This window comes from Streptomyces jumonjinensis, from assembly GCF_009600885.1.
Classification (GTDB): domain Bacteria; phylum Actinomycetota; class Actinomycetes; order Streptomycetales; family Streptomycetaceae; genus Streptomyces; species Streptomyces jumonjinensis.
Genome location: NZ_VCLA01000191.1, coordinates 160791 through 181010, shown reverse-complemented (window position 1 = coordinate 181010; position 20220 = coordinate 160791). Strand labels below are relative to the sequence as shown.

The window sequence follows — 20220 nt, the reverse complement described above, 5'->3', positions numbered from 1 at the left end:
CGCCTGCATCAACAACGCATTCATCCCCGACGTCGACAACGCACGACGACGGTGCTTGCGCAGGGCGCTGTCGGTGTGGACGCCACGGGGGTCGGTGGTCGCGATGTTCTCCGCCATCTCCCCGGCGGCCCAGAGCACGGTGTCGTTCTCGTCGCTCTGCCAGCGGGTGTTGTCCCAGCGGTACCAGCCGAGACCGGTGACATGACGGTAGTCGTTGGCATACAGCTTGACGAAGAGCTTCGCATTGCCCCGGTCGGTGAGGGTGTCCGGCATCAGCCCCGAGGCCGTGACCTGAGCCGTCTCCAGCGCGGACCCGCTCGCCTGGGACGGCACGGGCGCGGTGGGCACCGCCGAGCGGGCCATGATCTGGGCGGCCACGGCCTGGGCGTCGAAGTCGAAGAGGGTCCCGTCGTCGGCCGTCACCCGCGCCTCCCCGGGTGCAGGGGCTGGCGCAGACCGGCGTTGAGCCCGCCGCGGATGATCTGGGCGGACCGCCGGTCCTGTCCCGGGCGGGCGACGTCGGCGGCCGATCGCAGGATGTCCTCCGCCTGGAGCTGGGTGAGATATCCGGCGGCGACGAGCCCGCCGGCGGTGTACGCGGCCCGGTTGAGCTTCTCCGAGAACCCCGCGCCCTCCGGCACGGCCGCACAGGCGGCGACCTCGGCCAGCACCCCGCTCAGCGCGGCGGTGGTGCGCTCCCGGCCCCCGCCGGCGGCGATGACCGCCTGACGGGCCCTGGCGGGCACAGGACGGGGCCCGGGGATGCGCGCCTCGGGAAGGTGCCCGGTGCGCTCCAGTTCGCCCGCGAGCCAGCCCGGGAGGGGGGCGGGCAGCTTCGTCGGGCCCAGCGGCGTGTAGCTGCCCGCGGCGGTGACGGTGCCCGGCGCGACGATGTAGCCGCCGTGCGCCCGGACGTCCACCTGCCAGGCCAGGGCCCGCCCGCCGCCGGAGCCGGTGGAGCACTGCCAGGCGCGGCCGTCGGTGACCCGGTACCAGACGTGCAGCCCGCCCGAGGGAGTACGGACCCGCAGGGTGGTCTCGTCGGCGGCCGGGTCGCCGGCTCCGCGCAGGGCGGCGAGCACCGCCATCGTGTGGAAGCCGTTGGCCAGACCGGTGAGGTCGACCCGCTCGTCGATGGGGATGCCCGGCAGCAGCCTGCCGCGCTCCGGGAGGCTGCGGGCATGGGCGTCGATGTCGATGACGACCAGCCTGGCGGGCCCGCAAGAGACGCCCACGCCGTAGCCCGGGTTGTTCCCCCACCATCGGTTGATCCGGTCGGGATCCCGGGTGGCGGCGTGGAAGCCATGACACCAGCGCCCGGCGGCCACGCAGTCGCACCCGGTACGGGTGTGCCCGGGCCCGCGGCAGGCGTCACAGTTCCCCGCGGGCGTCTTGCGCCCGGCGGCCAGCGGGTGGACCGGCCAGCCCTGCCCGGCGCACCACAGAGCCGTGGCCCGCGACGCGGAAGCGGCCGGCCATGGTGAGTCGCCGCCCGGAGAGCGCAGCTCAGTAGCCATGTGCATCCCCCTGTTAGCGACCGAAGCGACTCAACAACGAACATAGATTAGCGAAGACCTGCGTGGGGCATGGGAACGGCTCCCCGAATGTCGCCACGTGTCGATCGGCTCTCGATCGACGGACCCCCCAGCGACTGAACTCTCCTCCCGCCAGCGACTGAGACCGTTCAGTCGCTGTTAGTCGCTGTTGGTAAAACCCCAGGTCAAAGGCGGTTTGAGGACCAAAACAGCGACTGAAGCGACTCAAGGCTCCTATATATGACGCACACGCGCACACGCGAAATGTCTTTATATACCCCACCCTTCAGTCGCTTCAGTCGCTGTTTTCTTGCTCGCAAGGCTCTGACCTGCAGTTTCTTGGGTCTCAGCAGACAGCGACTGAACGGTGTTGAGTCGCTGCCCCTTCAGTCGCTGCTCGGGATCCGGGGCCCAGCTGGCTGGAAACCGGTGCAGTGGCCGGGACGCTGTGGGTCGGGTCCAGCGACTGAGCGGTGCCCCCGCCCCCGCTGCTGGTGCGGGCCGGGTGTGCGCGGCGTCGGGCATCCGGAGGGTCCGCTCCCCGGGTGTGCCCCCGCTGCCGGTGCGGGCAGCTGTTCGGGGTCCGGCGGGTGCGCCCCGCCCCGGGCGGGACTCGGGCCGTCTTGCCGCCAGGCTGGGGGACTTGACGGGGGCAGATGCCCCTGGGAGGCCCTGACTGCCCGTCTCAGGCCCTCGCCGGTACCGGGTGGCCTTTCTCCGCGTGGGGTCCATGTGACGCCCGCAGCGGGCCTCCTGGGCGTTTTCCATCGGGCCGCCCCGCAGGGGACAGTCGTCTCCCGTCCACCGGACTCGCACAGGCTGGACCTCCCCGCTGCTGCGAACGTTTGCCGTCACACGAAAAACTGCTGGTCGTGAGGTTGTTCGCTGCCTAGCATGGCCCGCCGTACCGACAGGCAAACAGATAATCGGACAAGTGTTGGACCGGACCGGACCGGACCGAGGCGGGCCGCGTCTTCCCCCGAGAAGGCCGCACAGAGCGCCGCCGGGGTCTCCGGGCCGTCTCCCCTCGGGCGCTGGACGGGCTGCTCTTCTGCGGGCAGCCCTGGGCTGGCACGCATCCGACGGTCCGCCACACCCTCACCGGGCACATCCTCATGACGGTGCGCCCGCCCGGACCGTCACCAGCGTCCCCGGCCCCGACCGGGAAGCCCGCCGGAGCGGCCCCGGTGTATCCGTCCCGGCGGATCGGGCTCCCGCCGGATGTCGTACTCCCGTACGACATCCGGACATGTGACCTTACTTCCCGAGTAGCCGCCGCTGCTCGCTTCCGCGCCCCTGCGCGATCCCTGGGAGGACGTGACCGAGCCGCCGTTCAGGAGTCCGACGACCGTACGTACCCGGGTACGCCCCCGAGCGGGCGCGTTGGAGACGTACCCGGGTACGCGGCCGGGCCGTTGCCCCGGGACCCGGACCCGGGATCACACCCCCGTACAGGAAGCCCGAGAACGGCCCCTGGCCGCCCTCTCCGGGCCTTACAGCGTCTCCGGGTACCGGGGAGCCTCCGACCCCTTCAGGGCCTCCCTCTCCCCCGCCGTGAACTCCGAGCCGAACGCCTCGTCGCCCAGCGCCGCGCGGGCCGCCGCGACAATCCGGTCCACATCGCCGCGCTCCGCCTCCGGCAGCGGAACGCCCACCGACGACCGCAGCGCCGCCGCGCGCCCCAGCAGCCGGGCCGCGCCCGCAGGATCGCCGTCGAGGGCCTCCACGCCCGCCAGCCCCTCCAGGGCGAGCGCGTGCGCCCGTGGGTCGGCGCCGGCACTGGCCGCCGCCAGCCCCTCGGTGTGCAGCGCCCGCGCGCCCGCCGCGTCACCCCGCAGCTCGGCCGCGAACCCCAGTTCGGCGAGGAGCAGCGTCACCCCGTAGTACGGCACTCCGTACGCCTCCTGGAGCCGGGTGTTCCAGGAGAGCGCGCGCCGCCGATGCCCCTCGGCCCGGTCCGGGTCGCCCGCCCGGCGTGCGCCCAGGCCCAGGCCGGTCTCGGCGAACCCCTCGGCGAACCGGTCCGACTGCTCGACCGCCAGCCGTCTCCCCCGCTCATGGAAGCCGTCCGCCTGCTCGAAGTCGCCCCGCAGCAGCGCGATCCGGCCGAGCCCGGACAGCCGGTACGAGACATCCGTCCACAGGCCCAGCTCCTCGGCCCAGCGCAGTCCCTCGCGGTGCAGCGCCGCCGCGCTCTCGTACTCCCCCGACACCTCGGCGGCATAGGCGAGCTGATCCGACGCCTGCACCCGGCCCCACCGGTCCCCCAGCGCCGCGAACCGCGCCGCGAACCGCGCCGCGCTGTCGGAGGCCGCCGCACGCGCCGCGACCAGATCGCCCCGGAACATCGCGCACTTGGCGACGCCGCTCAGCGCCGCCGCGACGCCCCAGCGGTCGTCCGTCGCCCGGAACCCGCGCAGCGCCTGCCCGGTCAGCTCACCGCCGGTGTCCGCGTCGCCCATGTGCAGATGTGCCAGACCCAGGAACCAGCGCGCCCGGTCACGTCCCGCCGCGACCGTCTCGAAGGGCTTCAGCGCCTCCCGGCTCCGCCGAATCAGATCGCTTCCCTCACCGCAGACCATCGCGAATCCGGCGCACCAAGCCCCGGCCCCGGCCCGCAGTGCGTCCTGCGCGCCACCTTCGCCGGCGAGCGCGGCCGTCAGCGCCCGGTACGCCTCCCGGTGGCGTCCGCGCAGAAAGCGGTACCACGCCGCCGAGCTCGCGAGCCGTATCGCGAGCCCCGCGTCGCCCCGTTCGACCGCACCGTCCAGGGCGGCCCGCAGATTGGCGCTCTCCGCGTCCAGCCGCGCCAGCCACAGCCGCTGCTCGGGCCCGTACAGCCCCGGTTCCGCCCGCTCCGTGAAGGCCGCGAAGTACTCGCCGTGCCGCCGCCGTGTCTCATCGAGCTCACCCGAGGCACGGAGGCTTTCGACACCGTAGGCGGCGACCGACTCCAGCAGCCGGTAGCGCGGCCCCTCCGCCCCGTCCACCGCCACCACCAGCGAGCGGTCCACCAGCCGGCCGATGAGATCGAGCACATCGCCGCCCCCGAGGTCCGCCCCCGAGCACACCGCCTCGGCGGCCTCCGGCGCGCAGCCGTCCGCGTGGACCGCCAGCCGGCGCAGCACGCGCCGCTCCGGCGCGCTGAGCAGCTCCCAGCTCCAGTCGATCATTCCGCGCAGGGTCTGCTGCCGGGTGGGCGTGCCGCGCCGCCCGACCCCGAGCACCCGGAAGCGGTCGTCCAGCCGGGCCGCCAGACCGTGGACGCCGAGACCGCGTACGCGGGTGGCGGCCAGCTCCAGGGCGAGCGGGATGCCGTCGAGCCGCCGGCACACCGACGCGACCGCGTCCGCGTTCCGCTCGTCGAGGACGAACCCGGGAGCCGAGGCCGCCGCGCGCGCCGTGAACAGCTGGACGGCCGTGGACCGGGAGAGCTCCGGGAGCGCTGCCCCCGGCTGTGGCAGCGCCAGCGGAGGCACCACGTACAGCACCTCGCCGGAGACGGCCAGCGTCTCCTGACTGCCGGCCAGGACCCGTACTCCGGGAGCGGCCCGCAGCAGCGCGTCCACGAGGAGCGCGACCGGCTCGATGACATGCTCGCAGTTGTCCAGCGCCAGCAGCAGCCGCCGTTCGCGCAGCGCGGCGGCCAGCCGGGCCTGCGGCTCCGGCGCGCGGAACCCGGCCGGACCGGAACCGCTCTCGTCGCGGATCCCGAGCGCCGCCGCGATCGCCTCGGCGAGCTCGACGCCGCTCGGCCGCCGCAGCCCCGCCAGCTCGACGAGCCACACCCCGTCGGGGAAGTCCCCGGCGGCCTCGGCCGCCGCCGCGAGCGCCAGCCGTGTCTTGCCGACCCCGCCGGGGCCGGTCAGCGTCACCAGCCGGGCGGTCCGCAGCAGCGCGCCCACCTCGGTGAGCGCGTCCTCGCGCCCGATCAGCTCGGTCGGCGCGGCGGGCAGATTGCCCCGGGGGCGGGCCGCCGATGTGACCGGAGCGGGCACGGCCGCCAGCGCCGGGTCCTGTTCGAGGATGGCCTGATGCAGCGCGGCGAGCTCGGGGCCCGGGTCGAGACCGAGTTCATCGGCCAGCAGCTCGCGCAGTTCGGCGTATCCGGCGAGCGCCTCGCGCTGGCGGCCCGAACGGTACAGCGCGCGCAGATGCGCGGCCCGCAGCCGTTCCCGGAGCGGATGGAGCGCGACCCGCTCCCCCAGCTCATCGGCGAGCAGGGTGTGCTCGCCCAGCTCCAGCCGGACCTCGGCCTGATCCTCCAGGGCGGTCAGCCGCTGTTCGTCGAGACGGGTGACGGCCGCGCGGGTGAACTCCTCGTCGCGGAAGTCGGCGAACGCGGGGCCCCGCCAGAGCGCGAGCGCGTCCGCGAGCAGCACGGCCCGGGTCCGCGGGTCGGTGCTCGCCCGCGCGCGGGCGGTCAGTTCGGCGAACCGGTCGGCGTCGACCGCGTCCGGCCCGATTCTCAGCTCGTAGCCGGGCGGCCGGTAGGCGACCAGCTCGCGGCCTCCGGGCTCGCCCGCCTCCAGGGCACGGCGCAGCTGGGAGACCTTGGTCTGAAGGGTGTTGGCCGGATTGCCCGGGGGATCCGCGCCCCAGAGATCCTCGATGAGCAGATCCGCGGACACCGGTCCGTCCCGGTGTACGAGGAGATCCGCGAGCAGCGCTCGCACCTTCGCCTCGGGGACCCGCACCAGCTGTCCTTCGGCGGTCCACACGGCCAGCGAACCCAGTACCCCGAAGCGCATGACATCACGTTAACGCAGGTCAACCGGCCCCTCAAGGGAGATCGTCAGCGGCTGGGGGCCGACCGTCAGCGGACCGTCGGCGGATCGTGCGCGGTGGTCGGCACAGTGAGGTCATCGAGTCCGGGACAGCCTGAACCGGACGGTACGGACCACCGAACAGAGGTAGCCGCCATGTCCGTCAACTCTTCCGCCTCCCCGCGCACCGTCGTCACCGGTCGTGAGATACGGCTGGCCTCCCGGCCGGTGGGCGCCCCCACCGAGGAGAACTTCGAGCTGGTCACCGCCCCGGTGCCGCAGCTGGGCGAGGGAGAGATCCTGGTCCGGAACACCTGGATGTCGGTGGATCCGTATATGCGGGGGCGGATGGACGACGCCGAGTCGTACATCCCGCCGTTCGGGCTCGGCGCGGTGCTGGAGGGCAGCGCGGTCGGCGAGGTGGTGGCGTCCCGCGCGGACGCCGTCCCGGTCGGTGCGACGGTGTCGCACTTCGCCGGCTGGCGGGAGTACGCCGTGCTCGACGGCGCGGCCGTGTCCGTCCTGGACGTCTCGGCCGTCCCCGCCCAGGCGTATCTCGGCCCGCTGGGCACCACCGGTCTGACCGCGTACGCGGCCCTCACCGAGGTGGCCCCGGTTCGCCCGGGCGACACCGTGTTCATCTCCGGCGCGGCGGGCGCGGTCGGCAGCGTCGCCGGGCAGATCGCCCGCAAGCTCGGCGCGGCCCGGGTGATCGGGTCGGCGGGCGGGCCGGAGAAGACGGCGAAGCTGGTGAACGACTTCGGCTATGACACCGCCCTGGACTACCGGGCCGGTGCGATCGCCGCCCAGCTCGCCGAGGCGGCCCCCGGCGGTATCGACGTCTATGTGGACCATGTCGGCGGCGACCACCTGGAGGCCGCGATCGCCAATGCCGCCACCGGGGCCCGCTTCGCGCTCGTCGGTGCGATCAGCGGCTATAACGCGACCGGCCCCGTGCCGGGCCCCCACAACCTCTTCCAGGCGTACACCAAGCGGCTTCAGCTGCGCGGCATGCTCGTCAGCGACCACTTCGGGCTGTTCCCGGAGTTCACCGAGCGGGCTGTCGGCTGGCTGACGGAGGGGTCGCTGCACACGGAGGAGACCGTCTTCGAGGGCATCGAGCAGGCTCCGGCGGCCTTCCTGGGCGTGCTGAGCGGGGTCAACACCGGCAAGATGCTCGTCCGCCTGACCTGACCGCCGCCCGCTCACTCCCCCTCACTCCCCCTCACTCCCCTCGGCCCCGCCCCGGAAGGATCACCACCGTCATGGCCGCCGCCCTCCTCGTCCTGGCCCACCCCCGTACCGACTCCCTGACCGCCAGGGTCGCCGCCCGCGCCCGCGACCGGCTCGCCGCCGCCGGTCACACCGTCGATGTACTCGATCTGCACACCGAGGGGTTCGACCCGCGGATGACACCCGAGGACGAACCCGACTGGGCCGACCGGGAGAAGCGGTACAGCCCCGAGGCGCGGGCGCATATGGCGCGCGTCGAAGCCGCCGATGTGATCGTGGTGGTCTTCCCGGTCTGGTGGTTCGGTCTGCCCGCGCTGCTCAAGGGCTGGGTCGACCGGGTGTGGAACTACGGCTTCGCCTACGGTCGCAGCCGCCCCCGGCTGGCGGGCAAGCGCATCCAGTGGATCGGTCTGGCGGGCTACTCGCGCGAGCATTTCACCGAGGGCGGCTGGGACGATCTGATCGACCGGCAGCTGAGGGTGGGTGTCTCCCGCTTCTGCGGCATCGAGGACGCCCGGGTGCATCTGGTGTACGACACGGTCGCCAGTGGGGCACATGACCAGGCCCTGCTGACCTCGGCCGATGACGCGCTCTCCGCGTTTCTGACCGCCACGGCCCCGGCCCCGGCGCGGGCCGCCGGGTGACCCGAGCCGGTTTACCGCGGTAAACCGGCTCGGCGGCGCGGGCCGCCTCCACCGTCCGCGGCAGCAGCCGGGTCGTTCCAGTCGCTGCCGGGGACGACCGCCCCCGACTGGTTTACCGCGGTAAACCAGTCCGCCGGGTGACCGGGCAGGCTCGGCCCGGAACCGGTCGCCGGGTGACTTCCTCGGCGGTTTACCGCGGTAAACCAGTCGGGGGTCAGTCCAATCCGCCGGGTGATCCCGGCTCGGTTTACCGCGGTAAACCGAGCCGGCCCGCGCTGGACCGGCGCGGTCGAACGCCTCCGTGGACCGGAGCGGCCGAACACCTCTGCTCGGTTTACCGCGGTAAACAGCCGAGGGCCCGCCCGCTCCGGTTTACCGCGGTAAACCGAAACAGACGGGCCCTCGGGTTCAGGACGGCCCGGACGAGAGGCGCTACGCCGGTGCGTCAGCCTGGGAGAAGGTCTCGGCCTCGGTCTCCTGGGCGTTGTAGGTGAGCAGCAGGGACGCCAGACGCCGGCGGTCGGCCCGCGACATCACCTCGATGATGTGCCCGCACAGCCGCTCCGGATCCGCCCAGAGGCCGTCCGCCCCGGCGGGCGCGGACTGATGAGGCATGGTCGCGGCGGATCCCTCCCCGGCGGGCACGCCGCCCGGAAGCTCATCGACGGTCTCACCGGCGAGCGCTGCCGCCGCCCCGGGCCGGTTTACCGCGGTAAACCGCTCCGGCTCGACCGGACCCGCAGGCGTGGGCGTGGCCCCGGCGGGACGACTCCCCCGGTCCCGCTCGCCCGCTGCCGCCCGCCGCCGGTCCCCGGGCTCCCCCGCGACCGCCTTGGGCTTCCGGGAACGCGGCACACCCTGCGTCGCCGCCCGCCGCTGCTGCTCCTCGCTCCACGCCGCCGCCTGCTCGGCGGCCGGGAGCCCCGCGATGTCCCGGGCGACCCGGATGGGGATCTCGCCGGAGCTGACCAGAGCCTGGAGCTCGGGAGTCAGAGCGAGCAGCTTCCGCTGCTGGCTGACCCATCCCTTGGACTTCTCATAGTGCTGTGCGACCTTGTCCGCGCCGCCGAGCTGGACGACCATCGTCTCGATGCCGATCGCGCGCTCGATCGGATCGAGATCCTCCCGGTCGTTGTTCTCGGAGAGGATCGCGTCGAGGAAGTCGGCGCGGCTGTTGGCCACATCCTCGTTGTGCACGACATTGAGCGTCGTCATCCCGGCGGCGAGAGAGCCCCGGTACCGGCGCTCGCCGTTGGCGATGACGAAGGAAGCCGGGCCGATGTGCTCGGCCTCCTCGGGCCAGAGCCTGAGATAGGCGGACCGGGACACCACCACGGCGGGCTGAAGCTGTCGCCTCCTCAGCTTCTCGCCGAAGTCCCTGAGATCGCCTTCGCTGCCGAAGTTCCGGCGCGGATTGAAGCGGGTCGGGACCAGCTTCTCCAGGGGGAGCGTCAGCAGCAGCGGATCGCTCTGCCCCGGTACGGAGTCGACCTTCTGGCCGGCGAGTGAGGCGAGACTGGTACGGCGTCCCATCAGGCGCGACCTCCGTAACCCATCTCCAGAGCGAGCCGGAAGAAGTCCTCACGGGCCTCCATGGCGACCCGGTTCTTCGGGTACTGGGTCACCACCCGTCCCTCGACCGACGCGCGGGTGTGCACCTTGTACCGCCGGATGACCGCCTCCGCGCGAGGCCACCCCTGTGCGTCGACATAGGACTGCGTTTCCTCCAGGTCGGCCCTGCCGTCCCGGGGATCCCAGTTGTTGATGACGACCTTGAAGGGGAGTCCTGTCGGCTCGATGACCTTCTGGACGGTCCTGGCGGTGGGGTCGAACGCGAGCCCCTCCGGGGGCATGGGGACGATCACATCGTGCGCGTACTTCAACGCCTCCAGCAGAAGGTTCTCGTCCTGAAGGCTGCCGGGGGTGTCGATGAAGACATGCTGGAGGCCGTTGCCGCCGGCCTTGAGCACATCGGCGACGACGGCCCCCAGATTGAGGGTGGTGGTGGTCTTCCCCACCCCGCCCTTCTGATTGGCGACCACATGGACCCTCGCTCCGGTGTCCTTGAGGACCTGGAGGTTCTCCGGAGACTCATGCTCCTGGGAGAAGTCGAAGGGGAGATCGGTGATGCGATTCGCCCACCAGACCGTGGAGGCCTGGGGGTCGATGGATACGACATAGACGCTTGCCGGCCTGAATGCTCCGTTTGCTTCCCGTTGGATCCGGTACTTCGGGCAGAGGGCATCATGCCAGATGAGACTGCCCTGTTTTGACCAGTACTTGGGTGTTTTGCCTCACTGGGTGGCGGTGACCGCGCCCGAGCGAAAGCGGTTTACCGCGGTAAACCAGGCCCGATGAGACCGGTTTACCGCGGTAAACCGGAGCAGGCAGGCCCTCGGCGGTTTACCGCGGTAAACCACCCTCGCTGAGCCGAGCCGAGCCGCACGGCACGCCGGGCGACCGGTTTACCGCGGTAAACCGACCCGGGCCGCCCAGCACCCGGTTCGCAGCCCCCCAGGACGACCCCGCACCCTCGCACCCGGAGTCAGCGGGCTGCCCTGGTGCCCGGACCGCCCTACCGCACCACCTGCTGACGGTCCGGGAGCGGGGGAGCGGCGGCGGTACGACAGGACCTTGCCGACAGCCGCGCACCGGCCGCCCGGGACCCGGCAGAACCTTGCCGCCATCCCGCCGCACCCCGTACCGGACCCCCGGGCAAGGGCCAGATTCCTGCTCTGGGCGGGGCGGCGGTGCCCCTGCTGGAATCGTCGCACCCGGCAGCAGTCGGGGAACCGGGCACCACACCGAGGAGCACCTATGACCACGGAAGACCTCATGGGCGGCTACGCCGCGTACACCAGCCCCAACGCCGCCGTCCAGGAGGCGTCCACCACCTCCGCGGTCGCACGGCACCCGGGACACTTGCACGCGCGGCCGGTTCAGAGCCCCGCCTCCGCCAGGGTCCGCGTCATCAGCAGCGCCACGAGCTCACGTCTGCTGCGCACCCCGGTCTTGTCGAAGACCGCTTTGAGATGGTCCTGCACGGTGACGGGCGACAGAAAGAGCTCGGCGGCGATCTCCCGGGTGGACCGGCCGCGCAGCGCGGCCAGGGCGACCTCCTGCTCACGGGGTGTCAGCCGGTGCGCCATCAAGGTGAGCGGAATGACCTCGGCGGGCGTGGCGGGCTGTGCCACCACGGCGATCGCGCCGTCGGGGCGGCCTTCGAGCAGCGAGGCGTGGAGCGTCAGCCACTGGCCGGACGCCCGCCTCAGCCGGGCCCGGACCGGCGCTCCGCCGCGCCCGGCCCCAGGCGGCCCCGGGCCTGCTCGACGATGGTGGTGAGCGCGGTCGGCAGAGCGGTGCGCGCGCTGCCGCGCGACCCCGGGAGCGCGCCGGACCTGGGGTCATCGGCGAGCTCCGCGAGGAGGGCCTCGGCCGCCGGGTCCGCGGCGGTGAGCCGTCCCGCCGCACTGATCACCGCGACCGCCGGGCCGTCCATCTTCGTTGCCGCCGCCGCCGCGGGCGCGGGCAGGGCGTAGCGGCTCAGCGCCGTGCCGATCGCCCGGGCGGCGCGCGCGGCCAGCCGCAGCTCGTCCGCGCCGTACGGCCGCTGGTCGCGCTCGCGCATCAGCGCCGCCGATCCCCATCGTCCGCCGTGGTGATCGAAGTTGATGCGCAGTTCGTCGACGAAGTGGTGGCCCGACAGCAGTTCGCGGTAGCGGACGCTGTGTTCGGGATGTCCCCGGGTGGCCCGGTGGACGGTGTCGGCCAGCCGCCCGGCCGCCCGGATCGCGGCGAAGCGGGTGGCGTCGTCCGACCAGATCTCCAGCTGAGCGGCCTGCTCGAAGCTTCCGAGATCCAGACCGTCGGACACCGTGGACGTGAGAAACCCGGTGACCGGGTCGGCGCCGTGCCAGCAGCCCGCGTCGAAGCGGAGCGCGTCGCGCAGCAGCGGGGTGAGCCCGTGGAAGAACCCTTCCGGCGTCCGCTCCGCCAGGGCGAGGTCATGGATGTCCGCCAGGACGGTGCGTTCGAGGTCCCGGGGCGCGGCCATGGGCGCACGGTAGGGCATCGCCGAAGTTCCCACCCATCTGGGATGGCGGAGCCCTGTCCGCCTCTTTCATGATCAGTGTCATGTGCGGGCAACGGCCCGGCGTACGGGGGGAGTCGGCGGATCGTCCATCGCCCATCGCCCATCGCCCTGCCGTGACCGGCCGACCGGCCGCCCCGTCCCGGTCCGCCCGGCGGCGGGCGGTGCGTGCGGAGGCCGCCGTTCGTCCGCGTGGCGCCCAAGCCGCCCCGAAGGAGGCGTTCGTGCGTGCAGGGAAGCAGGCCAGACGGATGTGGCAGCGTAACCGCCGGGCGGCTCAGACCATGGAGCTGCCCCGTCCGTTCAGCGCGGAGGCGCTGGTCGAGGCCCTCGCCGAACGGCGAGGCAGACCGATCGAGATACTGACCGCCCCGCTGTCCGCCCCGGCCCCCTGCGGGCTGCTGGTGGCCGCCGACCGGGCCGACTACATCGTGTGCACCGCGGACACCACCGCACTGCACCGGCAGCACATCCTGCCGCACGAGGTCGCCCATCTGCTCTGCGGCCACGACCGGATCGCCCCCTCCGAGGCCGCGTCGGTCCCGCTGCTGCTGCCCGGGTTCTCCGCCGAGTTCGTACGCCGGGTACTGGGCCGCACCGTCTACAGCCAGCCGCAGGAGCAGGAGCAGGAGGCGGAGCTGCTGGCCTCGCTGATCCTGCGCCGGGCGCTGCGCGAGGACGCGAGCGGCAGCGGCGGCGTGCCGCCCTGCGAGCGGGCCGGGTCGCTCATCGGCGTGCGCACCGCGGTGCCGGAATGAGCGCGCTGCCGGGGTATCTCCCGGCGGCGGTCGCCATGGGCATGGGCTGGTACGAACTGAGACTCGCCGGTCCCGGGGGCCGGAATGGGCGATACAACTGCTCTGTCTCTTCGGGCTCCTCCTCGGTGCGTCGATGGCCGTGCTGGCCCCCGCCACCATGACCGCCGCGGACCGGGTCCTGCCGGAGCTGTCGCATCTGGCGCATCTGCTGGGCCGGGAGCTGGAGATGATGGCGCCGGCGCTGCTCCCGCCGGCGGTCAGCCATCTCGCGCCGCCCGGACGGTGGGAGGCCCGCCGGGTGACGCATCGTCGGGCGACGGCCGCCGTGCTGACGGTCTGCCCCCTCCTCTTCCTGGCCGCGGGGGCCGATCTGTCCGGCGGCCGGGTCGTCGCGGACGGCCCGGGACGGCTCGCGCTCGCCGCGTTCGGCCTGGTCTTCACCTGCTTCAGCCTGTGGTGTCTGTGGGGCTTCACCCCGCAGGTCCACCGCTACGCACGGGATCTGCCGCCCGGCCCGCTGCGGACAGGGCTGCGTCTGATCACCGCGGGGGCGGTCCTCGGAGGGCTGTGGGGTCTGTGGGGTCTGTGGGGTCTGGCCGGGGTCGGCAATGTGATGCTGCATCAGGGACAGGGGGCGGGGCAGGACCCGGTGGCGGTGGCACTGGGGACCGGCTGCCTCGCGGTCTCCTCGCTGGGGGTGACGGCGGCGCGCTGGGCGCCCGCCGGGCCGGCCGTGCGGCGCTGGTGGCGTTCCGTACGCGGATACCGGGCGCTGGAGCCGCTCTGGTCGTCGTTGTACGCCGTCGTCCCGCAGACCGCCCTGGAGGTACGGCCGGGCCGGGGCCCCGGCGCCCTGCTGGTCCGGGACGCCGAACTCGCCCTGTACCGGCGGGTGATAGAGATCCGCGACGGCTATCTGACCCTGCGGCCCCACTTTCCGCCCCACTTCCCGCACTGGGCGGAGGAGGGCTTCCGCAGATTCCCCGTCGCCCCGTCCGGCGCGGCGGCCGCCACCGAAGCGGCGGCCGTCGTGGCGGCGCTGGAGTCGCTGCGCTCGGGCCGCCGGCCCGGCGACGGCCCGGACGCCCCCGCCGTGCTGCCGGTCGCGCCGGTCCAGGGCACGGTCGACGCGGAGGTGGTCTGGCTGACCCAGGTCACCCGGGAGCTGACGCGCTCGGAGGCCGTCGCCTACGTCCGCCGCCGGGCCCGCCTCGCGGCGGGGGAGCGCCAGGAGAGCCCGTAGCACCTCCCGTTCACCCCCGCGCTCTTCAGGCTCAGCCCTTCCGGCTGGTCAGGTAGGCGTCGATCACTCGCATCGCCTCCTCCGACTCGCCTCTGCGGTAGAGCCAGTGGCCCACGACGTCCATCGTGAACAGGGTCGCCTCAGGGAAGGCGCGCGCCATGCGCTGCGCGCCTGCCAGCGGGGTCGCCACGTCATCGGTGGCGTTGACCACGAGGACGGGCGGGAGGTCGCCCTTGGCCTGGGCGGGCCGGGGCTTGGGCGGCATGGTCCAGCCCTGGCAGCTGAGAATGGTGTCCAGGGCCTGGGCGTTGTAGCGGACGTACGCGGCGGCCTTGGCGACCCGCTCACGGATGGCCCGGTAGTGGGCGTAGTCGCGGATCCGGAATTCGTAGTCCCGGCACATCACGAGCCGCGCGTAGGGGTCACCGCCGCCGACGGACCAGCGGACCTCGCCCTTTCCGGTGTGCAGGGCGGCCAGCTGCCGTGCCGTCTCCTCCGGGAACCATCCGCGGGACGCATCGGTCAGAAAGCCGGACAGCTGGTCGGCGTCGACCTTGGTCCGCGTCGGCCCCTCGGGGCCCGGGTCGCGGAGCGTGCCCGCGTCGGCGCGGGCGAACAACTGGTCGATGACGGCCGTCAGGTCCTCGCCCTTCAGTGCGCAGGACGGGTCCTTCTCGCACCAGGCCGCGACTCGCTTCAGGGTGCCGTTGACGGAGACGCTGCCGTCTCTGAGATAGCGCTCGGCGTCCGGCCGGTCCGGGTCCATCGCGCTGTCGAGGGCCAGCGCACGGAGGTTGTCCGGGAACAGTCGGGCGTAACGCTCGCCGAGGAAGGTGCCGTAGGAGTGGCCGATGAAGCTGATCCGGCGTTCGCCGAGGGCGGCGCGGATCGCGTCCATGTCGCGGGCCACGCTCTCACCGTCCATATGGGCGGCGAGCGGGCCCGTCTGCCTGAGGCAGCTGTCCGCCAGCCGGCCGTTCAGGGTGCGCAGCCGCTCGAACCCGGCCGCGTCACGGGGGCGGGCCGGGAGCGAGTCGGCGATCGTCTCGTCGCAGCGGGCGCCCTGGCTGCGGCCGATGCCGCGCGGGTCGAAGCCGATCATGTCGAAGCGCTGGAGCATCTCCGGGGTGTAGCCGCTGTAGGGGTCGTCCGCGTACAGCGCGTCATCGGCCCCGGGCGCCCCGGGACCGCCCGGGTTCGACATCAGGACGCCGATCCGCCGCGCGGGGTCGGTGGCCCGGTGGCGGGCGACGAAGAGACCGATCTTCGGGCCTTTCGGCTTCGACCAGTCCAGCGGCACCTCGACCGTCGCGCACTGCGCCCTCGGGGTGGGGTCGGGGTAGGGCGGCTCGGCCTTGGGGCAGGCGCCCCAGCTGATCGGCGGGGGAGGGGCGCCGGCCCCGGACGGCTCCTGGGCGGCGGCCGTGCCGGGGACGGCCAGGGCGGCGGAGGCGGACAGGGCCAGGAGTACGGAGAGAGCCCGCCGTCTCGTGCCCGGGTCCGTGTTCATGCGCATGCTCGTGTTCACACGCGTCACTGTTCCGGCCCCGCATGGCGGTGCCTCTATGGGCACATGATGGGTACGTAACCAAGGAGGCCCGGCCCGGGTGGTGGAACCGCACCCCGCCTTCTCGGCGCGATCGCCGTGGATGAGCCCGACACCCCGTGGTTTCACGCGGCACATCCACGAGGACCGCGCATGGTTCCGCTGAGCCGCTGAGCCGCTGAGCCGCTGAGCCGCCGTGAAGCCGTGAAGCCGTGAAGCCGTGAAGCCGCGACGCCGCGCCGCCGCGACGACCGGCAGCTGAATCCCGCGCTCAGGGCAGCGCGGGCGCGGCTGCCCTGTCGGCCGACGCCGCGACGGCGGTCTGCCCCTCGACCAGCGCCCGGTAGCCGGGGCAGCCGGCCAGCAGCTCGTCATGCCGTCCCGTGCCCAGCACCCGCCCTTCCGCGACGAAGGCGATCTGGTCGGCGTGACGGACGGTGGAGAGCCGGCGGGCCACCACGACCACCGCGCGGTCCCGCGCCAGCCGGTCGACGACGGCGCGCAACAGCTGTTCGTTGATCCCGTCGAGCTGGGAGGTCGGCTCGTCCAGCAGCACCACATCGGTCTCCGTGAGCAGCGCGCGGGCCAGCGCGAGCCGCTGGCGCTCGCCGCCGGACAGATCCGTACCGCCGCCGAGCCGGGTGTCGAGCCCGTCCGGGAGCGCGGCGACCGTGCCCGCCAGGCCCACATCGGCCGGCGCGCGGCCGAGGGCGGCATCGCTCACCGGGGAGTCGCAGCCCAGCGTCAGATTCTCCCGTACCCTCCCCTCCAGCAGGGTGAACTCCTGGTCGGCATAGGTGCCTTCGCCGAGGCGCTCCACGGCCGCCCCTACGCCCGGCCCGCGTCCGCCGTCGCCGAGTACGTCGGCGCGGTGAGATCCCTGCTGCACGGCGGCCCGCCCGGCCCGGCGGGGCCGCTGTTCCCCCTTGGAGCGGCACTGCCGCCCGCCGCCGCGCCCACCCCCGAGATCGCGGCGGGAGTGCTGCGCCCGGGCATGGCCCGGGCCGCTGGCCGTACCGCCGACACGGCCGTGAGCTGGATGACACCGCCGGAGTACGTCCGGGACGTACTGCTTCCCGCGCTGGGGGAGGGGGCCCGCGCCGTGGGCCGCCCCCGACCCCGGATGGTCACCGTCCTGCACGCCGCGCTCGCCCGCCGGGGCCGCAGCCCCCTGATCCTGGCCCAGCGCGCCGCCGCCGCCCATCTCCGCGCTCCCCACTACGCCGCCATGCTCCGTCTGGCGGGCCTGGACATCGATGTCTCGGACCCCGTCAGCGGCGCCCGGGAACTGGTGGAGGAGGGAGTCTTCCTCTACGGCGGACCGGAGGAGCCGGCCGCCCGGATACGCCACTGCTTCGCGTCGGGCATCGACGAGGTGGTCCTCAACACCTCGGGCGTGACCCAGGTCCACGGCTTCGGCGAGGCGGTCGCCGACCTCCGCGACATCCTCGCCGAACTCTCGCCGAACTGCGCGACGCCCGGTCAGGTCCGGCGGCGGCGGGCCGCGATGGCCCGGGCGGCCCTCGGGGCGAGGACGCCCGCGACGACGACCGTCAGCGAGAGGGCGATCTCGGCCCAGGGGTCCCGGATCGGCTTATAGGTCGCCCGGCCGTCCCTGAGCTCGATGAAGCCCAGTGGTTTCGCCCCGCCCCCGCCGCCCCCGCCGCCGCCCTCGCTGGTCCTGGCGGCTCCCGTCTCATGTCCCGCGCCGCCGCCGAATCCGAACCCGGCGGCGGCCACCGGTATCACGGTCACCCCTTCGCCGACGATCGGCTCGCCGAACACGGCGGTCACCGACGCCTTGCCGCCGAGCCGTTCGGCCAGCCGTTCCAGCAGGTCCGTCGTGGCCCGGACGGTTCCGCCCACAGCTGTAGTGGTGTTCTCGGGATCGGTCATCGTGGCCCTGCCTGGTGAGATGGAGTAGGGGCGGCCTCCGGGACGGCACGCCCGCCCCCGGAGGCCCGGGACGGCGTGCCCGCCCCGGACCGGTCCGGCGACCCGTGCGCGCGCCGAGCGGATGCCGAGTGCTCGTCACCGCCCCCTGCGCGGGGACGCCGGGGCTACCCTTTCCCCGGAGGTGCTGCACAGTGAAGCCACCGCACGCTACGCCGGAAGGCCCTGCCCCCGCCAGTGCCTCACTGGACCTGCTCATCGAGCTCGCCGAGACGCTCGGCGCGGTCACCCGGCGCGGCGTCACCGGGCGGGGCCTGACCACGGCCCGCGCGGGCGTGCTGTGGGCCCTGCTCCACCACGGGCCGCTGACCCAGCGGGCCCTGGCGGAGCGTCTGGGGGTGACACCGCGCAATGTGACCGGGCTTCTGGACGCCATGGAGGCCGGTGAACTGGTCGTACGGGACCCCCATCCCACCGACCGCCGGGCGACCCTGGTCTCCCTCGCGGAGAAGGGCCGGTCGGACACGGCGGCACTGCTGTCCGGCCGTGCCGCCCTGGCGGCCGAGCTCTTCGGAAGCATGCCCGAGGCGGCGTCCGAAGCCTTCCGCGCCGGAGCGGAGACGCTGCTCGCCCGGCTGCGCGCGATGGACCCGGCGGACTCCTGACCCGAGAGGGCCTCTCACTCCGGCACGGCGGCACGGCGGCCCGTCCGGCCTGTTCCCTCCGGTCCAGCCATGCCAGAAGGCGTCGTTCGCATTGTTCGCTGCCGCACTTGGGCATGTACATGTTCTTAAATGTCGATAGTTTGCCGAATATTTGCCTCTCTGGGCGACGGGAGGGACAACGCCGGGACCGCCCGGGAGAGAGGGAAGCGGCGGGACGGGTTCCGCGGAAGCTCCCGGGGACCGTATGCATTCCGCCGCCGCCCCGGCAGCCCGCGGACCGTAGCTTTTCGGCTGAAGTGACGACCGTGCGGCATGGCTGGGAACGGCCCCCGCGCTACGCCGTGAACGCGGGCACGCCGCGCCGAACAGCCCCCGGAAGCCGATCCGGAGTGGTGCATACCACTTGGTGGCGACGTCGCACCGCACTTTGGGAGGTGCGGCTCCGTTCGGGCGAATGCCACATTCACATCCGTTCCGCTGGCCCGGTCCGGTACGACGACGACGTTTTTCAGCCGCGGCCGTAGCCCGCCCCGCTTCTCGGGAAGGTATGGCATGACGTCATCGACCACCAAGGACGGCCCCGCCGCTGTCCATAAGCCGACCCTGTTGCCGTCGCTGACGAGCCTGCGGTTCTTCGTAGCGGTGATCATCTTTCTCTTCCACGCCACCGGCTATGTGCTGTTCACCTCGCCCGATGTGAGCAAGCGCTTCGTCGACCTGGTCACCATGGGCGGCTGGGCCGGCATGAGCTTCTTCTTCATGCTGAGCGGCTATGTGCTGACCTGGGTGGCCCGCCCGACGGACCGGGCCGGCGGCTTCTGGCGCCGCCGGCTGGTACGCGTCTTCCCCAACCATCTGGTGATGCTCGCCGTCACCGCGATTCTCATGGTCACCGTGCTGGACCAGGTCTTCGACGAGCGGAAGGCCCTGCTCAACGTGCTGCTGCTGCAGGCATGGTCCCCGCACCTCGACGTCCGTACCGCCTTCAACTCGGTGTCCTGGTCGCTCTCCGCCGAGCTGCTGTTCTATCTCTGCTTCCCCGTGCTGCTGACGCTGGTGCGCCGGATCCGCCCCGAACGGCTGTGGACCTGGACGATCGGCCTGCTGACGCTGATCACCCTGGTCGTGCCGCTGGCCGTGAACCGGCTGCCGCACCGGGAGGTGATCCCGTTCGTCGAACTCGGCGCGGAGCAGTTCTGGATCATCTTCCACTTCCCGCCCGTGCGGATGCTGGAGTTCGTCGTCGGCATACTGCTGGCCCGGATCGTGATAACCGGCAGACGGGTGCCGGTGAGCTTCGGCGGGGCGGCGGCGCTCACCGTCGCCGCGTACGCCGTCGGCCCGCTGTTCCCGCCCGTCTTCAGAATGGTGGCGGTGATGGCGGCGCCGCTGGCCCTGCTGATCGCCGCCGCCGCCGTGTCCGATCTCCACCAGCAGCGGCCGACCCTGCTCTCCAGCCGCCCCATGGTGTATCTGGGCAATCTGTCGTACGCGTTCTATCTGGTCCATCTCCAGGTGCTCGTCTACGGCAGCTACTGGCTCGACACCACGACACCCGGCAGCACCCCGTTCGGAATCGCCGTGCTGGTGCTGCTGTTCGCGGTGGCGGTGGCGCTGTCCTGGCTGCTGTTCGCCGCGGTGGAACAGCCCATGATGCGCCGCTTCGGATCGAAGCCGCGGGCCCCGAAGACGCCCCCGCAGCCCTCCGGTCCGGAGCCGGCCGCACCCGCCGACCGGACCCCGGCGACCGCCGGAGCCGTCGCCGAATCCTCCGGCGGAATCCGCTGACCGCCGGAGCCGTCTCCGATTCCCCTGGCGGAATCCGCTGACCGCCCGTCCGCCCGCCG

At 73.0% G+C, this 20220-nt stretch carries 16 protein-coding genes and 1 pseudogene; 7 read left to right on the top strand and 10 right to left on the bottom strand.

The window, feature by feature from the left end:
• The 3 genes and pseudogenes from FF041_RS30720 to FF041_RS30710 all read right to left on the bottom strand — a co-directional run.
• Positions 1–363 (bottom strand): annotated as a pseudogene (locus FF041_RS30720) (DNA primase); the annotation flags it as partial.
• A gap of 56 nt (positions 364–419) precedes the next feature.
• Positions 420–1517: a bifunctional DNA primase/polymerase gene (locus tag FF041_RS30715; RefSeq protein WP_153525803.1), complete on the bottom strand. Its 1098-nt coding sequence runs from the start codon at positions 1515–1517 to the stop codon at positions 420–422.
• A gap of 1511 nt (positions 1518–3028) precedes the next feature.
• A complete protein-coding gene (locus FF041_RS30710; RefSeq protein ID WP_153525802.1) occupies positions 3029–6286 on the bottom strand; it encodes a BTAD domain-containing putative transcriptional regulator in 3258 nt (1085 codons plus the stop codon).
• Positions 6287–6457: 171 nt separating this feature from the next.
• Here FF041_RS30710 and FF041_RS30705 point away from each other — a divergent pair, with 171 nt between their 5' ends.
• Entirely contained in the window at positions 6458–7495 is a 1038-nt protein-coding gene (locus tag FF041_RS30705; RefSeq protein WP_153525801.1) for an NADP-dependent oxidoreductase, read from the top strand.
• Between the two features lie 71 nt (positions 7496–7566).
• A complete protein-coding gene (locus FF041_RS30700; RefSeq protein ID WP_153525800.1) occupies positions 7567–8178 on the top strand; it encodes an NAD(P)H oxidoreductase in 612 nt (203 codons plus the stop codon).
• 432 nt (positions 8179–8610) lie between these two features.
• Here FF041_RS30700 and FF041_RS30695 read toward each other — a convergent pair whose 3' ends face one another.
• From FF041_RS30695 to FF041_RS30685, 4 genes are all read right to left on the bottom strand, one after another.
• Entirely contained in the window at positions 8611–9711 is a 1101-nt protein-coding gene (locus tag FF041_RS30695) for a ParB/RepB/Spo0J family partition protein (protein ID WP_153525799.1), read from the bottom strand.
• Positions 9711–10220, bottom strand: coding sequence for a ParA family protein (locus tag FF041_RS30690; protein ID WP_323393181.1), 510 nt, complete (start codon positions 10218–10220; stop codon positions 9711–9713). The genes FF041_RS30695 and FF041_RS30690 overlap by 1 nt, the downstream gene beginning before the upstream one ends.
• 897 nt (positions 10221–11117) lie before the next feature.
• Positions 11118–11372, bottom strand: coding sequence for a response regulator transcription factor (locus FF041_RS39565; protein ID WP_323393179.1), 255 nt, complete (start codon positions 11370–11372; stop codon positions 11118–11120).
• A 74-nt stretch (positions 11373–11446) separates the two neighbouring features.
• Complete coding sequence (locus FF041_RS30685) at positions 11447–12232, bottom strand: hypothetical protein (RefSeq protein WP_228388734.1); 786 nt, start codon at positions 12230–12232, stop codon at positions 11447–11449.
• Between the two features lie 260 nt (positions 12233–12492).
• Between FF041_RS30685 and FF041_RS30680 the strand changes: the two genes are divergently transcribed.
• Both FF041_RS30680 and FF041_RS30675 read left to right on the top strand, forming a co-directional pair.
• Positions 12493–13026 (top strand): ParH-like protein, encoded by a 534-nt coding sequence (locus FF041_RS30680; RefSeq protein ID WP_323393176.1) that lies wholly within the window; start codon positions 12493–12495, stop codon positions 13024–13026.
• Positions 13027–13072: 46 nt separating this feature from the next.
• Complete coding sequence (locus tag FF041_RS30675; protein WP_323393192.1) at positions 13073–14269, top strand: MAB_1171c family putative transporter; 1197 nt, start codon at positions 13073–13075, stop codon at positions 14267–14269.
• Between the two features lie 31 nt (positions 14270–14300).
• On the opposite strand, the gene FF041_RS30670 is transcribed toward FF041_RS30675, so the two are convergent.
• Both FF041_RS30670 and FF041_RS30665 read right to left on the bottom strand, forming a co-directional pair.
• Positions 14301–15797, bottom strand: a complete 1497-nt coding sequence (locus FF041_RS30670; protein WP_323393174.1) for an alpha/beta fold hydrolase — start codon at positions 15795–15797, stop codon at positions 14301–14303.
• A 289-nt stretch (positions 15798–16086) separates the two neighbouring features.
• Complete coding sequence (locus FF041_RS30665; RefSeq protein ID WP_323393190.1) at positions 16087–16704, bottom strand: ATP-binding cassette domain-containing protein; 618 nt, start codon at positions 16702–16704, stop codon at positions 16087–16089.
• Here FF041_RS30665 and FF041_RS30660 point away from each other — a divergent pair.
• Positions 16600–17415 (top strand): LLM class flavin-dependent oxidoreductase, encoded by an 816-nt coding sequence (locus FF041_RS30660; protein ID WP_323393189.1) that lies wholly within the window; start codon positions 16600–16602, stop codon positions 17413–17415. The two genes, FF041_RS30665 and FF041_RS30660, sit on opposite strands and share 105 nt — an antisense overlap.
• Here the strand turns inward: FF041_RS30660 and FF041_RS30655 are convergent.
• Complete coding sequence (locus tag FF041_RS30655) at positions 17298–17711, bottom strand: spore germination protein GerW family protein (protein ID WP_153525798.1); 414 nt, start codon at positions 17709–17711, stop codon at positions 17298–17300. The genes FF041_RS30660 and FF041_RS30655 overlap by 118 nt on opposite strands.
• A gap of 191 nt (positions 17712–17902) precedes the next feature.
• On the opposite strand from FF041_RS30655, the gene FF041_RS30650 reads away from it, so the two are divergent.
• Together FF041_RS30650 and FF041_RS30645 are read left to right on the top strand one after the other, a co-directional pair.
• Positions 17903–18373 carry a MarR family winged helix-turn-helix transcriptional regulator gene (locus tag FF041_RS30650; RefSeq protein ID WP_323371061.1) on the top strand — a complete coding sequence of 157 codons (471 nt, stop codon included), beginning with the start codon at positions 17903–17905 and terminating at the stop codon, positions 18371–18373.
• A gap of 552 nt (positions 18374–18925) precedes the next feature.
• The gene (locus FF041_RS30645) at positions 18926–20161 is read left to right on the top strand and encodes an acyltransferase family protein (RefSeq protein WP_153525797.1); all 1236 of its coding nucleotides are present in this window, start codon (positions 18926–18928) and stop codon (positions 20159–20161) included.
• Positions 20162–20220 lie beyond the last annotated feature (59 nt).

Coding starts and splice junctions, on each gene's coding strand:
- FF041_RS30705 (WP_153525801.1), top strand. CDS start 6,458: ATGTCCGTCAACTCTTCCGCCTCCCCGCGCACCGTCGTCACCGGTCGT.
- FF041_RS30695 (WP_153525799.1), bottom strand. CDS start 9,711: ATGGGACGCCGTACCAGTCTCGCCTCACTCGCCGGCCAGAAGGTCGAC.
- FF041_RS30645 (WP_153525797.1), top strand. CDS start 18,926: ATGACGTCATCGACCACCAAGGACGGCCCCGCCGCTGTCCATAAGCCG.
- FF041_RS30700 (WP_153525800.1), top strand. CDS start 7,567: ATGGCCGCCGCCCTCCTCGTCCTGGCCCACCCCCGTACCGACTCCCTG.
- FF041_RS30715 (WP_153525803.1), bottom strand. CDS start 1,517: ATGGCTACTGAGCTGCGCTCTCCGGGCGGCGACTCACCATGGCCGGCC.
- FF041_RS30685 (WP_228388734.1), bottom strand. CDS start 12,232: ATGGCCGCGCCCCGGGACCTCGAACGCACCGTCCTGGCGGACATCCAT.
- FF041_RS30655 (WP_153525798.1), bottom strand. CDS start 17,711: ATGACCGATCCCGAGAACACCACTACAGCTGTGGGCGGAACCGTCCGG.
- FF041_RS30710 (WP_153525802.1), bottom strand. CDS start 6,286: ATGCGCTTCGGGGTACTGGGTTCGCTGGCCGTGTGGACCGCCGAAGGA.